Genomic DNA, 21,461 nt, shown 5'->3' with positions numbered 1-21,461 from the left:
GGCCGGGGCCCACGGTGCCGTGCGGTGCGAGGTCAGGCGGACGCGCCGCCGAACTCCCGCTCCAGAGCGGCGATCTGGTTGGAGCCGAGGCCGCGGACGCGGCGGCTCTCGGAGATCCCGAGACGCTCCATGATCTGCTTGGCGCGGACCTTGCCGACGCCGGGCAGACTCTCCAGGAGAGCACTGACCTTCATCTTGCCGATGACGTCGTTCTCCTGGCCCTGTTTGATCACATCGTGCAGGGTCGCACCGGAGTGCTTCAGCCGGTTCTTGACCTCGGCGCGCTCCCGGCGAGCCGCGGCGGCCTTTTCGAGCGCGGCTGCGCGCTGTTCAGGGGTAAGGGGCGGAAGAGCCACGCCTACGTCACCTCAGTTAGAACTGTCGGAAATGGATTCGGTGAGGAACCTCGTAGCCCCGCACAGGCGGAGCAGCGAGCAACGCGCCTGTTCACGCTGCTCCCGACGGAGACTAGCGGGCGACAGCGCCTGAGTCAGCGAGAACTGCGGAAAAGTCCTGGTCAGACTCAAGTCGATCGGTACATAACGGCCCAAACCGCTCCAGTTTTTTGGCCAACTGCGCGATTTTGCACGGGCGTCGACGTCACTGCGGGGCATCTCCGCAGGTACGACGCGGGTGCGGGGCGACGGACCGAGCGGAGCGGTGAAGGGGTGTCCCGGGGGCGGTCCGCGTTCTCACGGGCGACCGTTTCGCGCCCTTTCACGCACGTTCTATCGAGGGGTTCACCCGGCACCGCGCGCCTTCACGCGAGGGCTTCGGCCATGAGGCGCGCCTCGGCGGCTGCCGCCTTCCGCAGTGCTTCCCCCGACGGCCCGTGCTTGAGCACTCCCCTGCTGATGCTCGGCAGCACATTGCCAAGGGCCGTACCGAAGACGCGTGGAAGATCGGCCGCCGTCGCGCCCTGGGCCCCGATTCCCGGGGCGAGCAGCGCTCCGCCGATGTCAAGGTCGACGTCCGTTCCGCCGGCGAGCGAGTTCCCGAGGGTGGCCCCGACGACCGCGCCGAAGGGGCCGAGGGGCTCCTCGCCCGCGTTCTCCCGCGCGAGGTGCCCGAGGACGGTGGCCGCGACGGTGCGGCCGTCGCCGCCCGCCGCGTGCTGCACCTCGGCCCCCTCGGGATTGGAGGTCAGCGCCAGCACGAAGAGTCCGCAGCCGGACGCGCGGGCACGGTCGAGGGCCGGGCGCAGCGAACCGAAGCCCAGATACGGGCTGACGGTCAGCGCGTCCGAGAACAGTGGGGAGGAGGGGTCGAGGAACGCGTCCGCGTAGGCGGCCATGGTCGATCCGATGTCCCCGCGCTTGGCGTCCATGACGACGAGCGCCCCGGCGTCCCGTGACTCGGCGACGGCACGTTCCAGCACGGCGACGCCGCGGGAGCCGAAGCGTTCGAAGAAGGCCGACTGCGGCTTGAGCACGGCGACCCGGTCCGCCAGCGCCTCGACAACGGTGCGGGTGAAGCGCTCGAGTCCGGCGATGTCGTCGCCGAGGCCCCAGTCCGCGAGGAGCGCCGCATGCGGGTCGATGCCCACGCAGAGCGGGCCCCTGGTGTCCATGGCTCGGCGCAGCCGGACGCCGAACGGCTCCCTGCGGGCGGCGCCGCCACGGCCGGCGGCACGGGAGTGCCCGTTCCCGGGGCCGGTGGTGGTCGGGTTCATGGGGCTCATGCGGCTTCGGCCTTCCTGTTCTCGGCTCCGACGGCTTCGGCGAGCGTCGCGTACGGGCTTGCGGCCAGCCGCTCCGCCAGGCCCGCGTGCAGTTTCCGCGCCCAGCCGGGACCTTCGTACACGAAGGCGCTGTAGCCCTGGACGAGCGTCGCGCCGGCGAGGATGCGCTGCCACAGGTCGTCGGCCGTGGTCACCCCGCCGACGCCGACGAGAGTGACCCGGTCGCCGACCCGTGCGTACAGGCGTCGCAGTACCTCCAGCGAGCGCTCCCGCAGCGGGGCGCCCGAGAGGCCGCCGGTCTCCGAGGCGATGGAGGGGTCGCCGCTCAGCCCCAGCCCGTCGCGGGCGATGGTGGTGTTGGTGGCGATGATGCCGTCCAGGCCCAGTTCGACGGCGAGGTCAGCGACGGCGTCCACGTCCTCGTCCGCGAGATCGGGCGCGATCTTGACCAGCAGCGGCACTCGACGGTCCGGGACGGCCTCGTCTGCGGCCTCCCGCACCGCGCCCAGCAGGGGGCGCAGCGACTCGGTGGCCTGGAGGGCGCGCAGTCCGGGGGTGTTGGGCGAGGAGACGTTGACCACGAGGTAGTCGGCGTATGCGGCGAGCCGCCGCGCCGAGGTGACGTAGTCGGCTGCCGCCTCCTCCTCCGGAACGGCCTTGGTCTTGCCGATGTTGACGCCGACCACCGGTGTCCGTCCGGCGGGCCGGCCGGAGCCGCGGCGGCGGGCGCGGGCCGCGAGCCGCGCGCCGACGGCGGCCGAACCGTCGTTGTTGAAGCCCATGCGGTTGATCAGGGCCCGGTCCGGCAGCAGCCGGAAGAGCCGCTTGCGCGGATTCCCGGGCTGCGCCTGACCGGTGACCGTGCCGACCTCGACGTGGTCGAAGCCGAGCATCGCCAGGCCGTCAATGCCCTCGGCATTCTTGTCGAAGCCCGCGGCGAGCCCGAAGGGCCCCGGCATGCTGCGGCCCAGCGCCCGTACGCCCAGCTCCTCGCGGCGCGGGGCGAACCGCGCGGCGATCACCCCGCGCACCAGGGGAAGGCGCGCGGCGAGACGGATCAGGCCGAAGGCCAGCCGGTGAGCCGCTTCTGGATCCATCCGCGCGAACACGGTCTTGAACAGCAGGGAGTACATACGGGCCGGGCCTTCACGTGCGTACGGGCGGGGAGTCGGGGCGAGAGCGGTGCCGGATGCTTCGGGACGGGGACGGGGACGGGGACGGACGGTTCAGCCGGACCCGCGGGCGGCGGTGAGGTGGTCGGCGTGCTCCTGGAGCGAGCGGACACCCACCTCTCCGCGCGCCATCGCCTCGATGCCCTGCACGGCCGCGGCCAGTGCCTGGACGGTCGTGAGGCAGGGAACGGCGCGGGCGACGGCGGCGGTGCGGATGTCGTACCCGTCGAGGCGGCCGCCGGTGCCCCAGGGCGTGTTGACGATGAGGTCGATGTGGCCGTCGTGGATGAGCTGGACGACGGTCGGCTCACCGTCAGGGCCGGGGCCCTGGCTGTGCTTCCGTACGACGGTGGCGTTGATGCCGTTTCGCCTGAGGACCTCGGCGGTGCCGGAGGTCGCCAGCAACTCGAAGCCCATGGCGGCCAGTTCGCGTGCGGGGAAGATCAGCGAGCGCTTGTCGCGGTTGGCGACGGAGACGAACGCCCGCCCCTTCGTGGGCAGCGCACCGTACGCGGCGGCCTGCGACTTGGCGTAGGAGGTGCCGAACACGGCGTCGATGCCCATGACTTCGCCGGTGGAGCGCATCTCCGGGCCGAGGATGGTGTCCACCCCGCGCCCCTGCACGTCGCGGAAGCGCGTCCAGGGCAGCACCGCCTCCTTCACGGAGATGGGCGCGTCCAGCGGCAGATCGCCGCCGTCGCCCGTGGCGGGCAGCATCCCCTCGGAACGCAGCTGCGCCACCGTGGCACCCAGCGAGATGCGGGCGGCGGCCTTGGCCAGGGGGACGGCCGTGGCCTTGGACGTGAAGGGGACGGTGCGGGACGCGCGGGGATTGGCCTCCAGCACGTAGAGGATGTCCCCCGACATCGCGAACTGGATGTTGATCAGCCCGCGTACGCCGACACCGCGCGCGATGGCCTCCGTCGAGGCGCGCAGACGCTTGATGTCGTGGCCGCCCAGGGTGATGGGCGGCAGGGCGCAGGCGGAGTCGCCGGAGTGGATACCGGCCTCCTCGATGTGCTCCATGACGCCGCCGAGGTAGAGCTCCTCGCCGTCGTACAGGGCGTCGACGTCGATCTCGATGGCGTCGTCGAGGAAGCGGTCGATGAGGACGGGGTGTTCGGAGATCAGCCCCGCGTGCCGTTCCAAGTAGGCGGCGAGCGCGGCCTCGTCGTAGACGATCTCCATGCCGCGTCCGCCCAGCACGTACGAAGGACGCACCATCACCGGGTAGTTGATGCCGGCGGCGATGTCCTTGGCCTGGTCGAAGGAGTAGGCCGTGCCGTACCTGGGTGCCGGGAGCCCGGCCTCCTCCAGTACGCGTCCGAAGGCACCGCGCTCCTCGGCGAGGTTGATCGCCTCGGGCGGCGTGCCCACGATCGGCACGCCTGCGTCCTTCAGCGCCTGTGCGAGGCCGAGCGGCGTCTGGCCGCCCAGCTGGACGATCACGCCCGCGACCGGCCCGGCCTCCTGCTCGGCGTGGACGATCTCCAGCACGTCCTCCAGTGTGAGCGGCTCGAAGTAGAGCCGGTCGGAGGTGTCGTAGTCGGTGGAGACGGTCTCCGGGTTGCAGTTGACCATCACGGTCTCGTAGCCGGCCTCGCCCAGGGCGAAGGAGGCGTGCACGCAGGAGTAGTCGAACTCGATCCCCTGGCCGATGCGGTTCGGCCCGGAGCCCAGGATGATCACGGCGGGCTTCTCACGCGGCGCGACCTCGCTCTCCTCGTCGTAGGAGGAGTAGAAGTAGGGCGTGCGGGCGGCGAATTCGGCGGCGCAGGTGTCGACGGTCTTGTAGACGGGACGGATTCCCAGCGCGTGCCGCACCTCGCGCACCACGTCCTCGCGCAGCGAGCGCACCTGGGCGATCTGAGCGTCCGAGAAGCCGTACCGCTTGGCCACGGACAGCAGTTCGGGGCTCAATTCCCGTGCCGCAGCGAGCTCTTGGGCGACCTCGTGGATCAGGAAGAGCTGGTCGGTGAACCAGGGATCGATCTTCGTGGCGTCGAAGACCTCCTCCTGCGTGGCCCCGGCACGGATGGCGTCCATGACGGTGTTGATCCGCCCGTCGGTCGGCCGGGCGGCCTGCTCCAGCAGCACGCTCTTCTCCCCCACCGGAGAGGTGAAGTCGAACTGGCTGCCCTTCTTCTCCAGCGAGCGCAGTGCCTTGTTGAGCGCCTCGGGGAAGTTGCGGCCGATGGCCATCGCCTCGCCGACGGACTTCATCGTGGTCGTGAGGGTGTCGTCGGCCGCCGGGAACTTCTCGAAGGCGAACCGCGGCGCCTTGACCACCACGTAGTCCAGCGTCGGCTCGAACGAGGCCGGGGTCTTCTCGGTGATGTCGTTGGGGATCTCGTCGAGCGTGTAGCCCACGGCGAGCTTCGCCGCGATCTTGGCGATGGGGAAGCCGGTGGCCTTCGAGGCGAGCGCGGAGGAGCGGGAGACCCGCGGGTTCATCTCGATCACGACGACGCGCCCGTCGGACGGGTCGACCGCGAACTGGATGTTGCAGCCGCCGGTGTCGACGCCGACCTCACGGATCACGGCGATGCCGATGTCCCGGAGGATCTGGTACTCCCGGTCGGTCAGTGTCATCGACGGTGCGACGGTGATGGAGTCACCGGTGTGCACGCCCATCGGGTCGAAGTTCTCGATGGAGCAGACGACCACGACGTTGTCGTTCTTGTCGCGCATCAGCTCCAGCTCGTACTCCTTCCACCCGAGGATCGACTCCTCCAGCAGCACCTCGGTGGTCGGGGAGAGAGCCAGGCCCTGCCCGGCGATGCGGCGCAGTTCCTCCTCGTCGTGCGCGAAGCCGGAGCCCGCGCCGCCCATCGTGAACGACGGGCGTACGACGACGGGGTAGCCGCCCAGACCGTCGACTCCGGCCAGGACCTCCTCCATGGAGTGGCAGATGACCGAACGGGCGGACTCGCCGTGACCCGTGCGGGCACGGACGGCCTCGACGACCTCCTTGAACCGGTCGCGGTCCTCGCCCTTGTTGATGGCCTCGACGTTGGCGCCGATCAGCTCCACGCCGTGCTCGGCCAGGGCCCCGGACTCGTGCAGCGAGATCGCGGTGTTCAGGGCCGTCTGGCCGCCCAGCGTCGGCAGCAGCGCGTCCGGCCGCTCCTTCGCGATGATCTTCTCGACGAACTCCGGTGTGATCGGCTCGACATACGTCGCGTCCGCGATCTCCGGGTCCGTCATGATCGTGGCCGGGTTGGAGTTGACGAGGATCACCCGCAGGCCTTCCGACTTCAGCACTCGGCAGGCCTGCGTACCGGAGTAGTCGAACTCGGCCGCCTGGCCGATCACGATCGGGCCCGAGCCGATCACCAGAACGGACTCGATGTCGGTGCGCTTAGGCACGCCGGTCCTCCATGTGCGCCTTGGTGCTGTGCTGTTCGTTGCTGCTGTGCTGTTCGTTCCTGCCGTGCTCGCCGTCCGCGGCGCCGCTCATGAGCGCGGTGAAGCGGTCGAAGAGGTACGCGGCGTCGTGCGGACCGGCCGCCGCCTCGGGGTGGTACTGGACGCTGAAGGCGGGCCGGTCGAGAAGCCGCAGCCCTTCCACCACGCCGTCGTTGAGGCAGACGTGGGAGACCTCGGCGCGTCCGTACGGGGTCTCGCTGACGGTGTCCAGCGGTGCGTCGACCGCGAACCCGTGGTTGTGCGCGGTGACTTCGACCTTGCCCGTCGCCCGGTCCTGCACGGGCTGGTTGACGCCCCGGTGGCCGTACTTGAGCTTGAACGTGCCGAAGCCGAGGGCCCGTCCGAGGATCTGGTTGCCGAAGCAGATGCCGAAGAGGGGCGTTCCGCGCTCCATCACCGCGCGCATCAGCGCCACGGGGTGCTCGGCGGTCGCCGGGTCGCCGGGCCCGTTGGAGAAGAACACCCCGTCCGGCCGGACGGCGTAGACGTCCTCGACGCTCGCGTCCGCCGGCAGCACGTGCACCTCTATCCCGCGCTCGGCCATGCGGTGCGGGGTCATGCCCTTGATGCCGAGGTCGACGGCGGCGACGGTGAAGCGCTTGGTGCCGTGCGCCGGCACCGTGTACCGCTCCCGCGTGGCCACCTCGCCGCACAGGTCGGCGCCCTTCATCGCCGGAGCGGAGAGCACCCGCTCCAGCAGAGCAGCACCGTCCGCCGAGGCCGCGTCCCCGGAGAAGATCCCAGCGCGCATCGCACCGCGCTCGCGCAGGTGCCGGGTGAGCGCGCGGGTGTCCACGCCGCTGATCCCGACGACGCCCTGCGCGGCGAGCTCCTCGTCGAGGGTGCGCACGGAGCGCCAGTTCGAGGGCCTGCGCGCCGGGTCGCGTACGACGTAACCGGCGACCCAGATGCGCGCGGACTCCGGATCCTCGTCGTTGACGCCCGTGTTGCCGATGTGCGGGGCGGTCATCACGACCACCTGGCGGTGGTAGGAGGGGTCGGTGAGCGTCTCCTGGTAGCCGGTCATGCCGGTGTTGAAGACGGCTTCCCCGAAGGTCTGCCCCACCGCTCCGTACGCGTGTCCGCGGAAGCTGCGGCCGTCCTCCAGCACGAGTACGGCGGAACTTCCGGCGGCCCGCCGGTCGGTGCTCGTCATCATGTGTCCTTCTCCGGGGTTACTGCGTGGTGGTGCCTGCCGGCGACGCCGCTGTCGCCGGACGCGATTGCGGTGATCTGCTCCGCCCAGGCCGTGTGCCCGGCGGCGCGGTCGAAGCGGAAACCGGAGTCGAGGCGGCGGTCGCCGAGCTGCCAGGTGATCACCAGCAGGCCCCCTTCGGTGAGGACCTTGCCCGCGATGCCCTTGTCCAGGCGGGCGCCGCGCAGCTGCCCCGCCGGGACGAAGAAGTCCCGTGCGCCGGGCCGCAGCACCTGGACGCCCCCTGCCGTCAGCGTGAGTTCGGCCCGGCTGCGGGTGCCCAGGCCGTGGGCGACGACGCGGTCCAGCCACTGCCCGGCCGTCGTGGAGCCGTGGTAGCGGCCCGCCGCGTGAAGCAGGGTCTCGCCGGTCTCCTCCGGTGCGGGCGGCGACGCGGGCTCCGGCAGGTCGCCCTGAAGGGTGCCGCGCCACTTCCAGCCCTGCCGCATCAGCCAGTACAGCAGCGCGACGAAGAGCAGCAGACCGACGACCCAGCCGATGCGAGCGGCCCAGTCCGTGACCTCCTGCGACTTGGGTTCGCGCGCCAGGTCCGCGGCCAGGGAAGCGAGAGGTTGTGCGATCACGCCAGTTTCCCGTCGACGAGTGTTGCCCGTCCCCGCAGCCAGGTGTGCGTGACGCGTCCCGGCAGTTCGCGGCCCTCGTAGGGGGTGTTACGGCTGCGGGAGGCGAAGCCCGCGGGGTCCACCGCCCCACGGTAGTCCGGGTCGATGAGCAGCAGGTTCGCGGGTTCACCGGCGGCGACGGGACGGCCCTGGCCGTTCAGGCGCCCGATCGCGGCGGGGCGGTGCGACATCCGTTCGGCGATGCCCGCCCAGTCCAGCAGGCCGGTCTCCACCATCGTGTGCTGGAGCACGGACAGCGCCGTCTCGAGGCCGAGCATCCCCATGGCCGCGGCGCCCCACTCGCAGTCCTTGTCCTCGTGCGGGTGGGGTGCGTGGTCCGTGGCGACGCAGTCGATGGTGCCGTCGGCGAGCGCCTCACGCAGTGCGCGCACGTCGGTCTCGGTGCGCAGCGGCGGATTCACCTTGTAGACCGGGTCGTAGGAGCGCACGAGTTCGTCGGTGAGCAGCAGATGGTGCGGGGTGACCTCTGCAGTGACGTTCCAGCCCTTGGACTTGGCCCAGCGCACCAGCTCGACGGAGCCGGCCGTGGACAGGTGGCAGATGTGCAGGCGGGACCCGACGTGGGCGGCGAGCAGCACGTCCCTCGCGATGATCGACTCCTCGGCGACGGCGGGCCAGCCGCCCAGGCCGAGTTCCGCGGAGACGGTGCCCTCGTTCATCTGGGCGCCCTCGGTGAGCCGCGGCTCCTGCGCGTGCTGGGCGACGACGCCGTCGAACGCCTTCACGTACTCCAGTGCCCTGCGCATGATGACCGCGTCGTCGACGCACTTGCCGTCGTCGGAGAAGACCCGCACGCCCGCCGCGGAGTCGTGCATGGCGCCGAGTTCGGCGAGTTGCTTGCCCTCCAGCCCGACGGTGACCGCGCCGATGGGCTGCACGTCGCAGTACCCGGACTCGCGGCCCAGACGCCACACCTGCTCGACGACGCCGGCGGTGTCCGCGACCGGGAAGGTGTTGGCCATGGCGTGCACGGCCGTGTAGCCGCCCGTGGCGGCGGCCCTGGTGCCGGTGAGCACGGTCTCGGAGTCCTCACGGCCCGGTTCGCGCAGATGTGTGTGCAGGTCGACGAGACCGGGCAGCAGGATCCGGCCTCCGGCGTCGATCACGTCCGCGCCGGTGGCGTCGAGGCCGCTGCCGGTCTCCGCGATCTTCTCCCCGTCGATCAGTACGTCCTGGGGCTCGCCTCCGAGCACGCGTGCGCCGCGGAGGAGCGTACGGGCGGTGGAGCTGTTCTTGCCTGCCATGGTCAGTCGTTCTCCTCGGTACGGGCGGCTTCCGCGCGGTCGGCGGGAGCTGCGGAGACGGCGGGTTCGGAACCGCCGAGCAGCAGATAGAGCACCGCCATCCGGATGCTGACGCCGTTGGCCACCTGCTCGACGGCGGTGCAGCGGGGCGAGTCCGCGACCTCCGCGGTGATCTCCATCCCGCGGTTCATGGGGCCGGGGTGCATCACGACGGAGTGCTCGGGCATGCGCGCCATCCGCTGCCCGTCCAGCCCGTAGCGGCGCGCGTACTCGCGCTCGGTCGGGAAGAACGCCGCGTTCATGCGCTCCCGTTGGACGCGCAGCATCATCACGGCGTCGGACTTGGCGATGACGGGGTCCAGGTCGTAACTGACCTCGCAGGGCCAGCTGCCCACCCCGACAGGAACCAGGGTGGGCGGGGCGACGAGCGTGACCTCGGCGCCGAGCGTGCTGAGCAGGTGGACGTTGGAGCGTGCGACGCGGCTGTGCAGCACGTCGCCGACGATCGTGATGCGCTGCCCCGACAGGTCGCCCTCACCGCCGGCCAGGCGCCTGCGCATGGTGAAGGCGTCCAGCAGGGCCTGCGTGGGGTGCTCGTGGGTGCCGTCTCCGGCGTTGACGACCGAGCCGCCGATCCAGCCGGAGGTGGCCAGCCGGTGCGGAGCCCCGGAACGGTGATGCCGGATGACGACGGCGTCGGCACCCATGGCCTCCAGGGTGAGCGCTGTGTCCTTCAGCGACTCGCCCTTGGAGACGGACGACCCCTTCGCGGAGAAGTTGATGACGTCGGCGGAGAGGCGTTTGGCGGCTGCCTCGAAGGAGATCCGGGTGCGCGTCGAGTCCTCGAAGAAGAGGTTCACGACGGTGCGGCCGCGCAGGGTCGGCAGCTTCTTGATCGGCCTGTCGGCGACGCGGGCCATCTCCTCGGCGGTGTCGAGGACGAGCACGGCGTCGTCGCGGGTGAGATCGGCGGCCGAGATGAGGTGACGCTTCATCTGTTGCCTTCCGTGGGTCAGTCGTCCGTGGGCGTGGCGGACGGGCAGGCGGTGGGCGGGAGTTGGACGCGGACGGGGTCCGGGGCGTGCGGCTGCTTGCCGCCCTACCCGTGCCGGGGTGTCACGCGGCGGGGCTCAGGGCCGTCGACCGGCGTGCGGGACACGTCGGGAAGCGGCCGGACGGTCGTGCGGTGCACCGGAGGTCTCGTGCTCCCTCCGGCGGGGCTAGCGCTCCGCGTGCTGTGCTGGCTGCTGTCCGCCGCTGTGCGGCCGTTCGCCGCCGGGCGCGGACCCGAGGAGCACCCCGTCGCGTCCGTCCTCCTCCGTGAGCTGGACCCTGACCGTCTCGCGCAGCGAGGTGGGCAGGTTCTTCCCCACGTAGTCGGCACGGATGGGCAGTTCGCGGTGTCCGCGGTCGACGAGCACGGCGAGCTGAACGGCCCGGGGCCGCCCGATGTCACCGAGAGCATCCAGAGCGGCACGGATGGTGCGTCCGGAGAAGAGAACGTCGTCGACGAGGACCACCAGGCGCCCGTCGACCCCGTCCGGCGGGATGTCGGTGTGCGCCAGCGCGCGGGCGGGACCGAGCCGGAGGTCGTCGCGGTACATGGTGATGTCCAGCGAACCGTGAGGAACCGGGCTGCCGGTGACCTCCGCGAGCTTCGCCGCCAGGCGCCGTGCCAGGAAGACGCCGCGGGTGGGAATGCCGAGAAGCACCACGTCGTCGGCGCCCTTGGCGCGTTCGACGATCTCGTGGGCGATGCGGGTGAGGACGCGCGCGATGTCCGGCGCCTCGAGTACGGGGCGGCCTGCGGCCATGCCCCTGCTGCCGTCGTCCGTACGGCTGTCCATACGAAAAGGACCTCCTTCCCCGCCTCACGGGACGGGCCTTAAAGGACGTCTGAACTGTCAGCGCAACGGTACCAGGGGGCCTGAGTCCGTCCGTGCCGGGGCCGGATTCGATCGGAGAAATGTTCGGATGCGAACCGGACCCGTCAGTTCCGCTCTACCTCGCAAAGCTGATCGGCGTTCGGCTTGACGGCAGACATTACGCTGCGTAACCTCACAGTGAGTTACCACTTTCTCGTCCGCGGGGAGCGATATGTCCAGCGAATACGCCAAGCAGCTCGGAGCGAAGCTCCGGGCCATCCGCACCCAGCAGGGGCTCTCCCTCCACGGGGTCGAGGAGAAGTCCCAGGGCCGCTGGAAGGCGGTCGTGGTCGGTTCCTACGAGCGCGGCGACCGCGCCGTCACCGTCCAGCGCCTCGCCGAGCTCGCCGACTTCTACGGCGTGCCCGTGCAGGAGCTGCTGCCCGGCACCACCCCGGGCGGCGCCGCCGAGCCGCCGCCGAAGCTCGTCCTCGACCTGGAGCGCCTGGCACACGTGCCGGCGGAGAAGGCAGGCCCTCTCCAGCGGTACGCGGCCACGATCCAGTCCCAGCGCGGCGATTACAACGGCAAGGTCCTCTCCATCCGTCAGGACGACCTGCGCACCCTCGCCGTCATCTACGACCAGTCCCCCTCGGTGCTGACGGAGCAGCTCATCAGCTGGGGCGTCCTCGACGCGGACGCCCGCCGCGCGGTGGCCCACGAGGACGCCTGACGGCCTGACCGAGCGCCTTCCGCCGAAACGTACCGCCGCCGGTGGCGCGCCCTCTGAGGGCGTACCACCGGCGGCGGTTTCTCTTTGCCGTTCTCCCGATCGAGCCCCTTCACGGACGTGAGCGAGCCACCACGGAAAGTGACCAAATATCCGGTGAAGCTGGCCCGTTCACACGAATGGGGCAATGTCCCCGAACGGATTTCGAACCGCATTCCGGACACCGGAGTGCGGCCCTCCTCGTGCGGCGGAACGCGACCGGTTGATCCGGCGGCCAGCAGCCGACCACGGCGCGGAACGGGGGCCGCAGAAGCGGCCCCCGTCAGCGGCGGAGCGTCGGCTTGAGGTCCTGAAGACGGCCGAGGAGACCGTTGATGAACGGCGGCGACTCGTCCGTGGAGAACTCCCGGGCGATGTCCAGCGCCTCGTCTATGACGACCGCCTCGGGAACGTCTTCCGACCAGATCAACTCGTAGGCGGACAGCCGCAGGATGCTGCGGTCCACCGCCGGCATCCGGTCGAGCGTCCAGCCCACCGAGTAGGTGGAGATCAGCTCGTCGATGCGCTCGGCGTTCTCGGCGTAGCCCTCGATGAGCTGCATCGTGTACTCGCTGACGGGCGGCTGCCGCTCGTCGGTCCCCGCATGCCGGATCCAGTCCTGCATGACGGCCGTCGGCGTACTGTCCCGCTGGTCCGCCTCGAAGATGATCTGAAAGGCACGCTTACGGGCCTTGTTACGGGCTGCCACGGCTAGCTGTTCACCCGGCCGAGGTACTCGCCGGAGCGGGTGTCGACCTTGATCTTCTCACCCGTGGTGATGAACAGCGGGACGCCGACCTCGTAACCCGTCTCCAGGCGGGCGGGCTTGGAGCCACCGGTGGAGCGGTCGCCCTGCACGCCGGGCTCGGTGTGCTCGATGACGAGCTCGACCGCGGCGGGCAGTTCGACGAACAGAGCCTCGCCCTGGTACATCGCGACCGTGGCCTCGAAGCCCTCCATCAGATAGTTGGCGGTGTCGCTGACGATCTCGGGGGCGATGTGGATCTGGTCGTACGTCTCCATGTCCATGAAGACGAAGTACTCGCCGTCCTTGTACGAGAACTGCATCCCGCGTCGGTCCACGGTGGCCGTATCGACCTTGGTGCCCGCGTTGAACGTCTTGTCGACGGTCTTGCCGGACATGACGTTCTTCAGCTTCGTACGGACAAAGGCGGGCCCCTTGCCGGGCTTGACGTGCTGGAACTCGACGACGGACCAGAGCTGGCCGCCTTCGAGCTTGAGCACCATGCCGTTCTTGAGGTCGTTCGTGGATGCCACGGTTGCGGAATCTCCTGAGACTGCTGCTGCGGAGACCAGAGGGCCGCCCCGGCTCCGTCGCCCCGTCAGGGGCTAGAGGGCGAGCAGCTCTTTGGTCGTGATGGTGAGTAGCTCGGGTCCGCCGTCCGCCGCGGGGCGGACGACGAGAGTGTCATCGATCCGGACACCGCCCTGGCCCGGTAGGTGGACCCCGGGCTCGATGGTGACCGGCACACAAGCGTCCAGTTTACCCATGGCCCCAGGTGACAGCCGAGGGTCCTCACCGATTTCCAGCCCCACCCCGTGGCCCGTCGCCGGGCCCAGCGCCTCGGCGTGACCGGCGCCCTTCAGTACCTGGCGCGTGGCACGGTCGACGTCGCTGCAGGCCATGCCGGGTGTCAACGCCTCACGTCCGGCGCGCTGGGCGGCGAAGACGAGGTCGTACAGCTCCACCTGCCAGTCCTCAGGAGCGGTGCCGATGACGAACGTGCGGCCGATCTGGCAGCGGTAGCCGTGGTATTGGGCGCCCAGTCGCACGGAGAGGAAGTCGCCCTCCTCCACCCGCCGGTCGGTCGGACGGTGCAGGGCCAGACCGGAGTTCCGGCCCGTCGCCACGCATGTGGGGAAGGCGGAGCCCTCCGCGCCATGGTCGATGAGCCTGCGCTCCAGTTCGAGAGCGAGGTGCCGTTCGGTGCGTCCGACGAGGATCGACTCCAGCAGCTCGCCGAGCGCCTGGTCGGTGATCTCTGCCGCGATGCGCAGGGCGGCGATCTCCTCGTCGTCCTTGATGACGCGCTGGGCCTCGACCGGACTGTCGAGGGCCGCCAGACGGAGCCCGGACGCGACGGATGCCATGGCCCGGTGCCTGGCCACCGTCAGATGGTGCTCCTCGACGGCGAGGAGCCGTGCGCCCGCGGTGGCGGCAAGGTCGGCCGCGGCCACGGCCGTGTCTCCCTCCGGGTTGGAGAGCCGGCCGGTGCGCAGCTCGTCGTCGTGGTGGCTGCCGGGCTCGTGGTGCGGGGTGTCGTCGGAGGCGGGCCCGAGCAGCGTGTCGATGCCGTCCGGGCCGATCAGCAGCGCGGCACCGTACGGCGGACGGCCGGTCAGATAGCGGATGTTGGCGGGCCGGGTGACCAGCACCGCGTCGGGGGGACCGTCCTTCGCCGCAGTCGCGGAGCAGCGCTCACGGAGCAGGGCGCGGCGAGCCACATGGACCTCGGACATGTTTCCGAGCCTACGGAGAGCCGGGGACGGCGGCAGTCCGTGCGGGGCCGTGCGAGCGACGTGGCGTGCGACAGGGTGAGAACGTCCGCGCTCCGCCCAGGTGAACTGCGGGCCACCCGGACCCCTCCCGCGAACCCGGTGTCACCAGCGCGGCGGGCTCGCCAGGCTGCGGGCCACCACGTCGTCGAGCATCCGGGCCGTGGTCGCGACGTCCTGCCGGGAGTTGTCGATGATGGGCAGGCCCGAGCCGTACCAGCCGGCCATCCGGCCGTGGATCTGGGCGACCTCCTCATCGCTGAGCCGGCGGTTGCCGCTGCGGACGGCGTTGCGCTCCAGCACGACCTCCAGTCCGGGCAGGAGCACCACCGGGATCAGGCCGGGCCCGACGTGACGCTTCCAGCCGCCCAGCCCGACGACGGGACGGTCGGGGAAGACGGCGTCGTCGAGGATGCAGGAGATGCCGTTGGCCAGGAAGTTGCGGGCGGCGAAGCCGCAGGTGCGGCGTGCCAGCCGGTACTGCGCCTCGGAGTGGTCGTTCCAGCCGCTCTGCGGGTCGGCGAAGCCGGAGCGCACCCACTCGCGTACGTCGTCGAGGCTGATGTGCGAGGTCGGCACGGCACGCCGGTCGGCCCAGTAGCGGGCGACGGTGGTCTTGCCCGCCCCGGCCGGGCCGATGAGCAGTACTGCCACGGCCGCCCGCGTCGCGTCCAGCTGCGCGGGGTCCGCGTCGGGCGTGGGGATCTCGACGGGGGCGCCGCGGGAGAGCAGCAGATGACCGGTGGACTCGGTGGGGTTGGTGTCCGTATCGCCGGGGTGCCCCTGACCCGGCGGCGGCTGCGCCGGAGCGGTGGGCACCGGCGGCGGCGCACCGGGTGCGGGCGGCTGAGCGGGGGCCGGGGGCTGAGCGGGGATCGGCGGGCCCGCCGGCGGCGGCTGCACGGGCGGCCGTGCCGGTGGCTGGAGAGGGGGCTGAGGCGGCTGGGAGTGCGCGCCCGGCCAGGCCGGCTGCGGCACCACTCCGCCCGGGGCGGGAGCGGGGGGCGGTGGAGGCACCTGACCGTCGTGCTGCCCGTCGAACTGTCCGTCGTACTGGGGATGCGTGCCCTGCTGATGTCCCGGAGCGGGGTCCGGAGGAGGGACGGGCTGTTGCGCCCCGTACTGCTGCATCCGCTCCCCAACTCCGCTCGGGTCCGCCGACGCTGCCCCCGCAGCGCCATGATTGTGTGACAGTACCGGAAGGTACCGCCCAGGTCGTTCCTGTTGAACGCCGGAGAACAGCGATCAGTGCCCGATATCCGGAACCGGCACGGGCGTTCGCCCCGCGCCGTCGCCCCGGGGCCGGTGCCTACGCCGCGATCTCCGCGTGGGCGGCGAGCAGCATCGCCGGGTCGGGCCCCTCCAGCACCGACGGCTTCGCCAGACCGTCGAGCACGATGAAGCGCAGCATGTCGCCGCGGGACTTCTTGTCGACGCGCATCGTCTCCAGCAGCTTGGGCCACTGGTCGCCGCGGTAGGTGACGGGCAGGCCCACCGACTCCAGTACGGCACGGTGCCGTTCGGCCGTGGGGTCGTCCAACCGGCCCGCGATACGGCCCAGTTCGGCCGCGAAGACCATGCCGACGGAGACGGCGGCGCCGTGGCGCCACTCGTAGCGCTCGTTCTTCTCGATGGCGTGGGCCAGCGTGTGCCCGTAGTTGAGGATCTCGCGCAGCCCGGTCTCCTTCAGATCGGCGGAGACCACCTCCGCCTTGACCCTGATGGAGCGCTCGATCAGCTCGGCGGTGTGCGGGCCCTCGGGGCTCCGCGCTGCCTCCGGGTCGGCCTCGATCAGGTCGAGGATGACCGGATCGGCGATGAAGCCCGCTTTGATGATCTCGGCGAGGCCGCCGACGTAGTCGTGCACGCCCAGCGACTCCAGCGCGGCCAGGTCGCACAGAACCCCGGCCGGCGGGTGGAAGGCGCCCACAAGGTTCTTGCCCTCGGCGGTGTTGATGCCGGTCTTTCCGCCGACGGCGGCGTCCACCATGCCCAGGACCGTCGTCGGGACGGCGATCCAGCGCACCCCTCGCAGCCAGGTCGCGGCGACGAAGCCGGCGACGTCGGTCGTCGCGCCCCCGCCGACGCCCACGATGACGTCGCTGCGGGTGAAGCCGGTCTGGCCCAGCGCCTTCCAGCAGTAGGCGGCGACCTCGGCCGTCTTGGACTCTTCGGCGTTCGGGAGCTGAACGGCGATGGCCTCGTAACCCTGCGCCGCGAGGTCCTCGCGGAGCACCTCGCCGGTCTCGGTGAGCGCCTCGGGGTGCAGGACGGCGACGCGATTGGCGGCGTTGCCGATGAGCCCGGGGAGCTCCCCGAGCAGCCGGTGGCCGATGAGCACGTCGTAGGGCGTGGTGCCCGGGCCTCCGCCGACGGTGATGCGGGTGTGGGCGTCCTGCCCGTCCGAGGCCATGGGGGAAGGGTTCTGGCTGGTCACTTCTGCTTCAGCTCCAGGACGTCGAGGATCTCGCCGACGACCTCGTCGGGTGTGCGGTTCTCGGTGCTGACGACGGCCCTTGCGACCTCGGTGTAGAGGGGGCGGCGCGCGTCCATCAGCTCCCGCCACTGCTTGCGCGGGTTCATCATCAGCAGCGGCCGCGGTGCGTCGAGTCCGACCCGCTTGACGGCCTCCGCGACGTCCATGTCGAGGAAGACGACGGGGGCGCCCGCCAGCAGCTGCCTGGTCTCCGGAGCGAGGACGGCGCCGCCGCCCAGGGCCAGCACCCCGGTGTGCTCGGCCAGCGCCGTGCGCACGGCCTCGAGTTCCAGGGCGCGGAAGTGCGGTTCGCCGTCGTCGAGGAAGATCTCGGAGATCGGCTTGCCCGCGGCCTCGACGATGTCGTGGTCGGTGTCGCGGCAGCCGACGCCCAGTCGCTCGGCCAGGAGTTCGCCGACGGTCGTCTTTCCCACGCCCATCGGGCCCACGAGGATGACGACGGGCCCGGTCACTTGATCTCCAGGCTGTCGAGGAAGCCGTCGACGTTGCGGCGGGTCTCGGCGACGCTGTCGCCGCCGAACTTCTCCGCCACGGCGTCCGCCAGCACGAGCGCCACCATCGCCTCCGCGACGATCCCGGCGGCCGGAACGGCGCACACGTCCGAGCGCTGGTGGTGTGCGCGGGTCTCCTCGCCCGTCTGCACATCGACGGTGGCCAGCGCGCGCGGCACGGTCGCGATCGGCTTCATCGCGGCCCGTACGCGCAGGAGTTCACCGGTGGAGAGCCCGCCCTCGGTGCCGCCGGAGCGGCCGGAGCTGCGTCGGATCCCCTCGTCCGTGGAGACGATCTCGTCGTGGGCCCTGGATCCCGGCACCCGTGCGAGGCCGAAGCCGTCGCCCAGCTCGACGCCCTTGATCGCCTGGATGCCCATGAGTGCTCCGGCGAGCCGCGAGTCCAGACGCCGGTCCCAGTGGACGTGCGAGCCCAGTCCGACCGGGACGCCGTACGCGGCCACCTCCACCACGCCGCCGAGGGTGTCGCCGTCCTGGTGTGCCTGGTCGATCTCCGCGACCATCGCCTTGCTCGCGTCGGCGTCCAGGCAGCGCACCGGGTCGGCGTCGAGCCGCTCCACGTCGCCGGGCTCCGGGACGAGGCCGTAGGGAGCCTTGGCGGCGCCGAGTTCCACCACGTGGGAGACGATCTCGATCCCGGTGGTCTGCTTCAGATACGAACCGGCGACGGTGCCGAGGGCCACTCGCGCCGCAGTCTCCCGCGCGGAGGCCCGCTCCAGCACGGGGCGTGCCTCGTCGAACCCGTACTTCTGCATGCCCGCGAGGTCCGCGTGACCGGGCCGGGGCCGGGTGAGGGGCGCGTTACGGGCCAGACCGGCCAGCACCTCCGGGTCGACCGGATCGGCGGCCATCACCTGCTCCCACTTGGGCCACTCCGTGTTGCCCACCATGATCGCGACGGGCGAGCCGAGTGTGAGCCCGTGCCGTACGCCGCCGATGAAGGTGACCTCGTCGCGCTCGAACTTCATCCGCGCCCCGCGCCCGTAGCCGAGACGCCGCCGCGCCAGCGCGTCGGCCACCATGTCGGTGGTGACCGGCACGCCGGAGGGCAGCCCTTCCAGCGTCGCCACCAGTGCGGGGCCGTGCGACTCCCCCGCGGTCAGCCAGCGCAACCTGCTCAACGGTGCTCCTCGATCTCGCGCCTGGGCGGGCGCCTTCGCTCTACGTGTTCGGCTCTGCCCCGATCTTCCCACGTGCGCGGCCCGGGGCCCGCCTCGGTCCACTGGCCGGACTTGCGCGTCGGGGGCCCGTGACGGTCGTGCCGGTGCGTCCGTCCTCCCGGCGGGCGCGGCGGTCAGGCCGTGCGCGCGTGCAGTGCCGCCTCACCAGCGGCACGCATCGCTTCGAGCGGCGCGGGCGCGTGCCCCGTCATCAGCTCGACCTGGAGCACGGCCTGGTGCACGAGAAGGTCGAGCCCGGAGACGACGGTGCCTCCGCGATCGGACCACTCCGCCGCGAGCCGCGTGGGCCACGGGTCGTAGAGGACGTCGAAGAGCGTGCCGGGAGCCGCTGGTACGTGCTCGGACAGCGCGTCGGTGGCCCCCGCCGGGGTGGTGGCGATCACCAGGGGCGCGGTGAGCGCCTCCGCCGCGTCCGCCCAGTCGGCGGTGCGCAGGCTCAGCCCGAGGCGATCGCCCCAGCCGCGCATCTCGCGGGCACGCTCGTCACTGCGTACGTACGCCGTGACCAACCCGTCGCAGATCTGCGTGAGCGCGGCCAGCGCCGAGGACGCGGTGGCCCCCGCGCCGAGAACGGCGGCCTTCTCGACCCTTACGATGCCGCGCTCCCGCAAGGCGGCCACTATGCCCGGGATGTCAGTGTTGTCCCCGATGCGCGTTCTGCCCCTGAAGACAACGGTGTTGACCGCCTCGACGGAGTCGGCCGTGGGGCTGACGTCGTCCAGCAGCGGGATGACGGCACGCTTGAGCGGCATCGTCAGGGAGAGCCCGGCCCATTGTTCGTCGGTGGCGCCGAGGAAGGAGGCGAGGCCTTCCTCGTCCACCTCGTACCGCTCGTACGTCCAGTCCTCCAGGCCCAGTGCCGCGTACGCGGCACTGTGCAGCACCGGCGAGAGGGAGTGGGCCACGGGTGAGCCGAGAACGGCGGCGCGCCGTACGGCAGATGACGCCGCCGGAGCGGGCCGTACGGAGTGCTGCCGGTCCATCAGCCGCCGTTCTCCTTCTTCTTGCGCTGTTCCTTGTTGAAGTCCTGGACGTTGCGGTCGTGTTCGGCCTTGCTCGCGGTGAAGCGGGTGTCACCCGGTTTGACGGTGACGAAGTAGATCCAGTTGCCCTTGGTCGGGTTGAGCGCCGCTTCGATGGCCTGGTGCCCGGGGTTGTCGATCGGACCGGGCGGCAGTCCGCGGTTCAGGTAGGTGTTGTAGGGCGATTTCAGCTTGGTGTCCTCGACCGAAGTGTCCAGCGAGGAGCGTCCCTTGGCGTAATTGATGGTCGAGTCGAACTGGAGCAGTATGTCCTTGTCCAGCCGGTTGTGGATGACGCGGGAGACCTTGCCGAACTCGCCGTCCTGCTGCGCCTCTGCCTGGATGAGCGACGCTATTGTCAGGATCTCCTCGGGAGTCTTGCCGGCCTTCCTCGCCTCGCCCGCCAGATCGACCTTGGTGTGCTCGGCCTTGGCGCGTCCGACCATGTCCCGCAGAACGTCGAGCGGATCGCTCTTCTGGCCGACGCTGTAGCGCGAGGGGAAGAGGAAGCCCTCCGGGTTGCCCTTGGCGAAGGCCGGAAGACCCAGGTCCGTGGAGTTGGCGTTCTTGGCGGTCTTCTCGGTGGTGCCCTTGGCCTTGCCGAGCTTCTCGTCGATCAGCTCGTAGATCTTCTTCGCCCGCAGCCCCTCGGAGATGATCAGCCCGTTCTGGCTGGCCGGGTCGAGCATGAGCTTCACCGCTGCGGCGCCGGACATCTTCTTGCGGAGGCTGTAGGTGCCGGGCTGGATCCCGCTCGCCTTCTGCTCCGCCTCTGCGGCCTCGACGAAGGCGCGGGCGCTCTTGACCACCCCCGCCTTCTGCAGCTCGGTCCCCATGTCGGCGATCGAGGCGCCGTCCGGGATCTTCACCTGGGCCTGGCCGGAGCCCTTCCCGGGGTAGTCGGGCGCAGGTGCGAGGTAGGTCTGGTACAGGTCGTACCCGAAGTAGCCGGCGGTGCCGAGACCTCCCGCGAGGAGCACCGAGACCGCCAGGCAGGCGCAGCCGCTGCGGCGCTTGGTCTCTCCCCCACGGTTGCGGCGCCCGGACCGCTTGGAGCGCCCTTCGTCGTCGTCGAGGTCGTCGTCGCTGTCGTCGCGCTCCGAGAAGAAGGCGTGCTCTCCCTGGTCAGGCCCGGGATCCCAGCCTGTCTCGGGGTCTGCGTCGGGTCGGCCGGGAGGCGGTGCGGCATAGCCTTCCGGGACGGGCTGTGCGTACGGCCCGGGGTAGCCCTGCCCCTGCGGCTGCTGTTGCGGGAAGCCCTGCTGGGCCCCGTAGTAGCCGGGCTGCTGGCCGGTGTTGTACGGATCCGTGACGGTCGGCATGCCGTTCGGGTCCGTCGCTCCCATGCCGTAGCCGGGGTCGTAATGCCCGCCCGCTGCCGGCCCTTCGTAGCCGCCCTGCCCGTAGTACTGCTGTTGCTGCGGCTGTTGCGTGTAGTAGCCCTGCTGCTGGTGCGGCACCTGGTGCTGACCGGTGCTGTACGGGTCCGCGTACTGGCCGGCGTAAGGATCGCCGTCGCCCGGGTGGGTGCCGTCTCTGCCACCGTCCCACCCCTTGTCCCCGAAGAGAGGGTCGTCGGGATGCCACGGTGGGAGGCTCTGCCCCCGGCCATACTCAGTCATCGATCCCCTAGATCCGCCGGACGGCAGCCTTCTGCCGTACGCAAAATAGGCAGTGCACCCGCGGCACCATTGGGTGTGCCGACCCCCACCGGCGGTTGCGCGTGTCGCGGG

Annotated in this window: 19 protein-coding genes; 1 reads left to right on the top strand and 18 read right to left on the bottom strand. The window is 70.9% G+C overall.

Features of this window, described 5'->3' with window-relative positions; translation table 11 throughout:
• Nucleotides 1-32: 32 nt before the first annotated feature.
• From mihF to pyrR, 9 genes are all read right to left on the bottom strand, one after another.
• Entirely contained in the window at nt 33-356 is a 324-nt protein-coding gene (gene mihF, locus G4Z16_RS29535) for an integration host factor, actinobacterial type (RefSeq protein ID WP_028431629.1), read from the bottom strand.
• Between the two features lie 404 nt (nt 357-760).
• Entirely contained in the window at nt 761-1,570 is an 810-nt protein-coding gene (gene pyrF, locus G4Z16_RS29530) for an orotidine-5'-phosphate decarboxylase (RefSeq protein ID WP_246531395.1), read from the bottom strand.
• 107 nt (nt 1,571-1,677) lie between these two features.
• Nucleotides 1,678-2,814, bottom strand: coding sequence for a quinone-dependent dihydroorotate dehydrogenase (locus G4Z16_RS29525; RefSeq protein ID WP_197353625.1), 1,137 nt, complete (start codon nt 2,812-2,814; stop codon nt 1,678-1,680).
• A 93-nt stretch (nt 2,815-2,907) separates the two neighbouring features.
• Nucleotides 2,908-6,222, bottom strand: a complete 3,315-nt coding sequence (carB, locus tag G4Z16_RS29520; RefSeq protein WP_197353624.1) for a carbamoyl-phosphate synthase large subunit — start codon at nt 6,220-6,222, stop codon at nt 2,908-2,910.
• Complete coding sequence (gene carA, locus G4Z16_RS29515; RefSeq protein ID WP_197353623.1) at nt 6,215-7,438, bottom strand: glutamine-hydrolyzing carbamoyl-phosphate synthase small subunit; 1,224 nt, start codon at nt 7,436-7,438, stop codon at nt 6,215-6,217. Before carA ends, carB begins: the two co-directional genes overlap by 8 nt.
• Nucleotides 7,438-8,058 (bottom strand): PH-like domain-containing protein, encoded by a 621-nt coding sequence (locus G4Z16_RS29510; RefSeq protein ID WP_425508188.1) that lies wholly within the window; start codon nt 8,056-8,058, stop codon nt 7,438-7,440. The genes carA and G4Z16_RS29510 overlap by 1 nt, the downstream gene beginning before the upstream one ends.
• Nucleotides 8,058-9,365: a dihydroorotase gene (locus G4Z16_RS29505; RefSeq protein ID WP_197353622.1), complete on the bottom strand. Its 1,308-nt coding sequence runs from the start codon at nt 9,363-9,365 to the stop codon at nt 8,058-8,060. Before G4Z16_RS29505 ends, G4Z16_RS29510 begins: the two co-directional genes overlap by 1 nt.
• A gap of 2 nt (nt 9,366-9,367) precedes the next feature.
• Nucleotides 9,368-10,360, bottom strand: a complete 993-nt coding sequence (locus tag G4Z16_RS29500) for an aspartate carbamoyltransferase catalytic subunit (RefSeq protein WP_197353621.1) — start codon at nt 10,358-10,360, stop codon at nt 9,368-9,370.
• Between the two features lie 225 nt (nt 10,361-10,585).
• Nucleotides 10,586-11,212 carry a bifunctional pyr operon transcriptional regulator/uracil phosphoribosyltransferase PyrR gene (pyrR, locus tag G4Z16_RS29495; RefSeq protein WP_246531131.1) on the bottom strand — a complete coding sequence of 209 codons (627 nt, stop codon included), beginning with the start codon at nt 11,210-11,212 and terminating at the stop codon, nt 10,586-10,588.
• Between the two features lie 250 nt (nt 11,213-11,462).
• Between pyrR and bldD the strand changes: the two genes are divergently transcribed.
• Nucleotides 11,463-11,963, top strand: a complete 501-nt coding sequence (gene bldD, locus G4Z16_RS29490) for a transcriptional regulator BldD (RefSeq protein ID WP_028431622.1) — start codon at nt 11,463-11,465, stop codon at nt 11,961-11,963.
• Nucleotides 11,964-12,282: 319 nt separating this feature from the next.
• Here bldD and nusB read toward each other — a convergent pair whose 3' ends face one another.
• The 9 genes from nusB to mltG form a co-directional block, all read right to left on the bottom strand.
• Complete coding sequence (gene nusB, locus G4Z16_RS29485) at nt 12,283-12,708, bottom strand: transcription antitermination factor NusB (protein WP_197353620.1); 426 nt, start codon at nt 12,706-12,708, stop codon at nt 12,283-12,285.
• Between the two features lie 2 nt (nt 12,709-12,710).
• Nucleotides 12,711-13,277 (bottom strand): elongation factor P, encoded by a 567-nt coding sequence (gene efp / locus G4Z16_RS29480; RefSeq protein WP_197353619.1) that lies wholly within the window; start codon nt 13,275-13,277, stop codon nt 12,711-12,713.
• Nucleotides 13,278-13,349: 72 nt separating this feature from the next.
• Complete coding sequence (locus G4Z16_RS29475; protein WP_197353618.1) at nt 13,350-14,480, bottom strand: aminopeptidase P family protein; 1,131 nt, start codon at nt 14,478-14,480, stop codon at nt 13,350-13,352.
• A gap of 141 nt (nt 14,481-14,621) precedes the next feature.
• On the bottom strand, nt 14,622-15,647 hold the full coding sequence (locus tag G4Z16_RS29470) for an AAA family ATPase (protein WP_425508131.1): 1,026 nt from the start codon (nt 15,645-15,647) through the stop codon (nt 14,622-14,624).
• A 178-nt stretch (nt 15,648-15,825) separates the two neighbouring features.
• Nucleotides 15,826-16,929 (bottom strand): 3-dehydroquinate synthase, encoded by a 1,104-nt coding sequence (gene aroB / locus G4Z16_RS29465; RefSeq protein WP_197355002.1) that lies wholly within the window; start codon nt 16,927-16,929, stop codon nt 15,826-15,828.
• A gap of 20 nt (nt 16,930-16,949) precedes the next feature.
• Nucleotides 16,950-17,465 (bottom strand): shikimate kinase, encoded by a 516-nt coding sequence (locus G4Z16_RS29460; RefSeq protein WP_197353617.1) that lies wholly within the window; start codon nt 17,463-17,465, stop codon nt 16,950-16,952.
• The gene (gene aroC, locus G4Z16_RS29455) at nt 17,462-18,646 is read right to left on the bottom strand and encodes a chorismate synthase (RefSeq protein WP_197353616.1); all 1,185 of its coding nucleotides are present in this window, start codon (nt 18,644-18,646) and stop codon (nt 17,462-17,464) included. The genes G4Z16_RS29460 and aroC overlap by 4 nt, the downstream gene beginning before the upstream one ends.
• Nucleotides 18,647-18,819: 173 nt before the next feature.
• Nucleotides 18,820-19,689, bottom strand: coding sequence for a shikimate dehydrogenase (locus tag G4Z16_RS29450; protein WP_197353615.1), 870 nt, complete (start codon nt 19,687-19,689; stop codon nt 18,820-18,822).
• Nucleotides 19,689-21,350 (bottom strand): endolytic transglycosylase MltG, encoded by a 1,662-nt coding sequence (gene mltG / locus G4Z16_RS29445; RefSeq protein WP_197353614.1) that lies wholly within the window; start codon nt 21,348-21,350, stop codon nt 19,689-19,691. Before mltG ends, G4Z16_RS29450 begins: the two co-directional genes overlap by 1 nt.
• Between the last annotated feature and the right edge of the window lie 111 nt (nt 21,351-21,461).

It is taken from the genome of Streptomyces bathyalis (assembly GCF_015910445.1).
Lineage (GTDB): Bacteria > Actinomycetota > Actinomycetes > Streptomycetales > Streptomycetaceae > Streptomyces > Streptomyces bathyalis.
Note: the sequence above shows the minus strand (reverse complement) of the source record. Positions and strands in the feature narration are given on the sequence as shown.

Excerpts from the sequence above, each read along its gene's own strand:
- pyrF (WP_246531395.1), bottom strand. The coding sequence starts at position 1,570 with ATGGACACCAGGGGCCCGCTCTGCGTGGGCATCGACCCGCATGCGGCG.
- G4Z16_RS29525 (WP_197353625.1), bottom strand. The coding sequence starts at position 2,814 with ATGTACTCCCTGCTGTTCAAGACCGTGTTCGCGCGGATGGATCCAGAA.
- carA (WP_197353623.1), bottom strand. The coding sequence starts at position 7,438 with ATGACGAGCACCGACCGGCGGGCCGCCGGAAGTTCCGCCGTACTCGTG.
- G4Z16_RS29505 (WP_197353622.1), bottom strand. The coding sequence starts at position 9,365 with ATGGCAGGCAAGAACAGCTCCACCGCCCGTACGCTCCTCCGCGGCGCA.
- G4Z16_RS29500 (WP_197353621.1), bottom strand. The coding sequence starts at position 10,360 with ATGAAGCGTCACCTCATCTCGGCCGCCGATCTCACCCGCGACGACGCC.
- pyrR (WP_246531131.1), bottom strand. The coding sequence starts at position 11,212 with ATGGACAGCCGTACGGACGACGGCAGCAGGGGCATGGCCGCAGGCCGC.
- bldD (WP_028431622.1), top strand. The coding sequence starts at position 11,463 with ATGTCCAGCGAATACGCCAAGCAGCTCGGAGCGAAGCTCCGGGCCATC.
- G4Z16_RS29475 (WP_197353618.1), bottom strand. The coding sequence starts at position 14,480 with ATGTCCGAGGTCCATGTGGCTCGCCGCGCCCTGCTCCGTGAGCGCTGC.
- G4Z16_RS29470 (WP_425508131.1), bottom strand. The coding sequence starts at position 15,647 with ATGCAGCAGTACGGGGCGCAACAGCCCGTCCCTCCTCCGGACCCCGCT.
- aroB (WP_197355002.1), bottom strand. The coding sequence starts at position 16,929 with ATGGCCTCGGACGGGCAGGACGCCCACACCCGCATCACCGTCGGCGGA.
- G4Z16_RS29450 (WP_197353615.1), bottom strand. The coding sequence starts at position 19,689 with ATGGACCGGCAGCACTCCGTACGGCCCGCTCCGGCGGCGTCATCTGCC.
- mltG (WP_197353614.1), bottom strand. The coding sequence starts at position 21,350 with ATGACTGAGTATGGCCGGGGGCAGAGCCTCCCACCGTGGCATCCCGAC.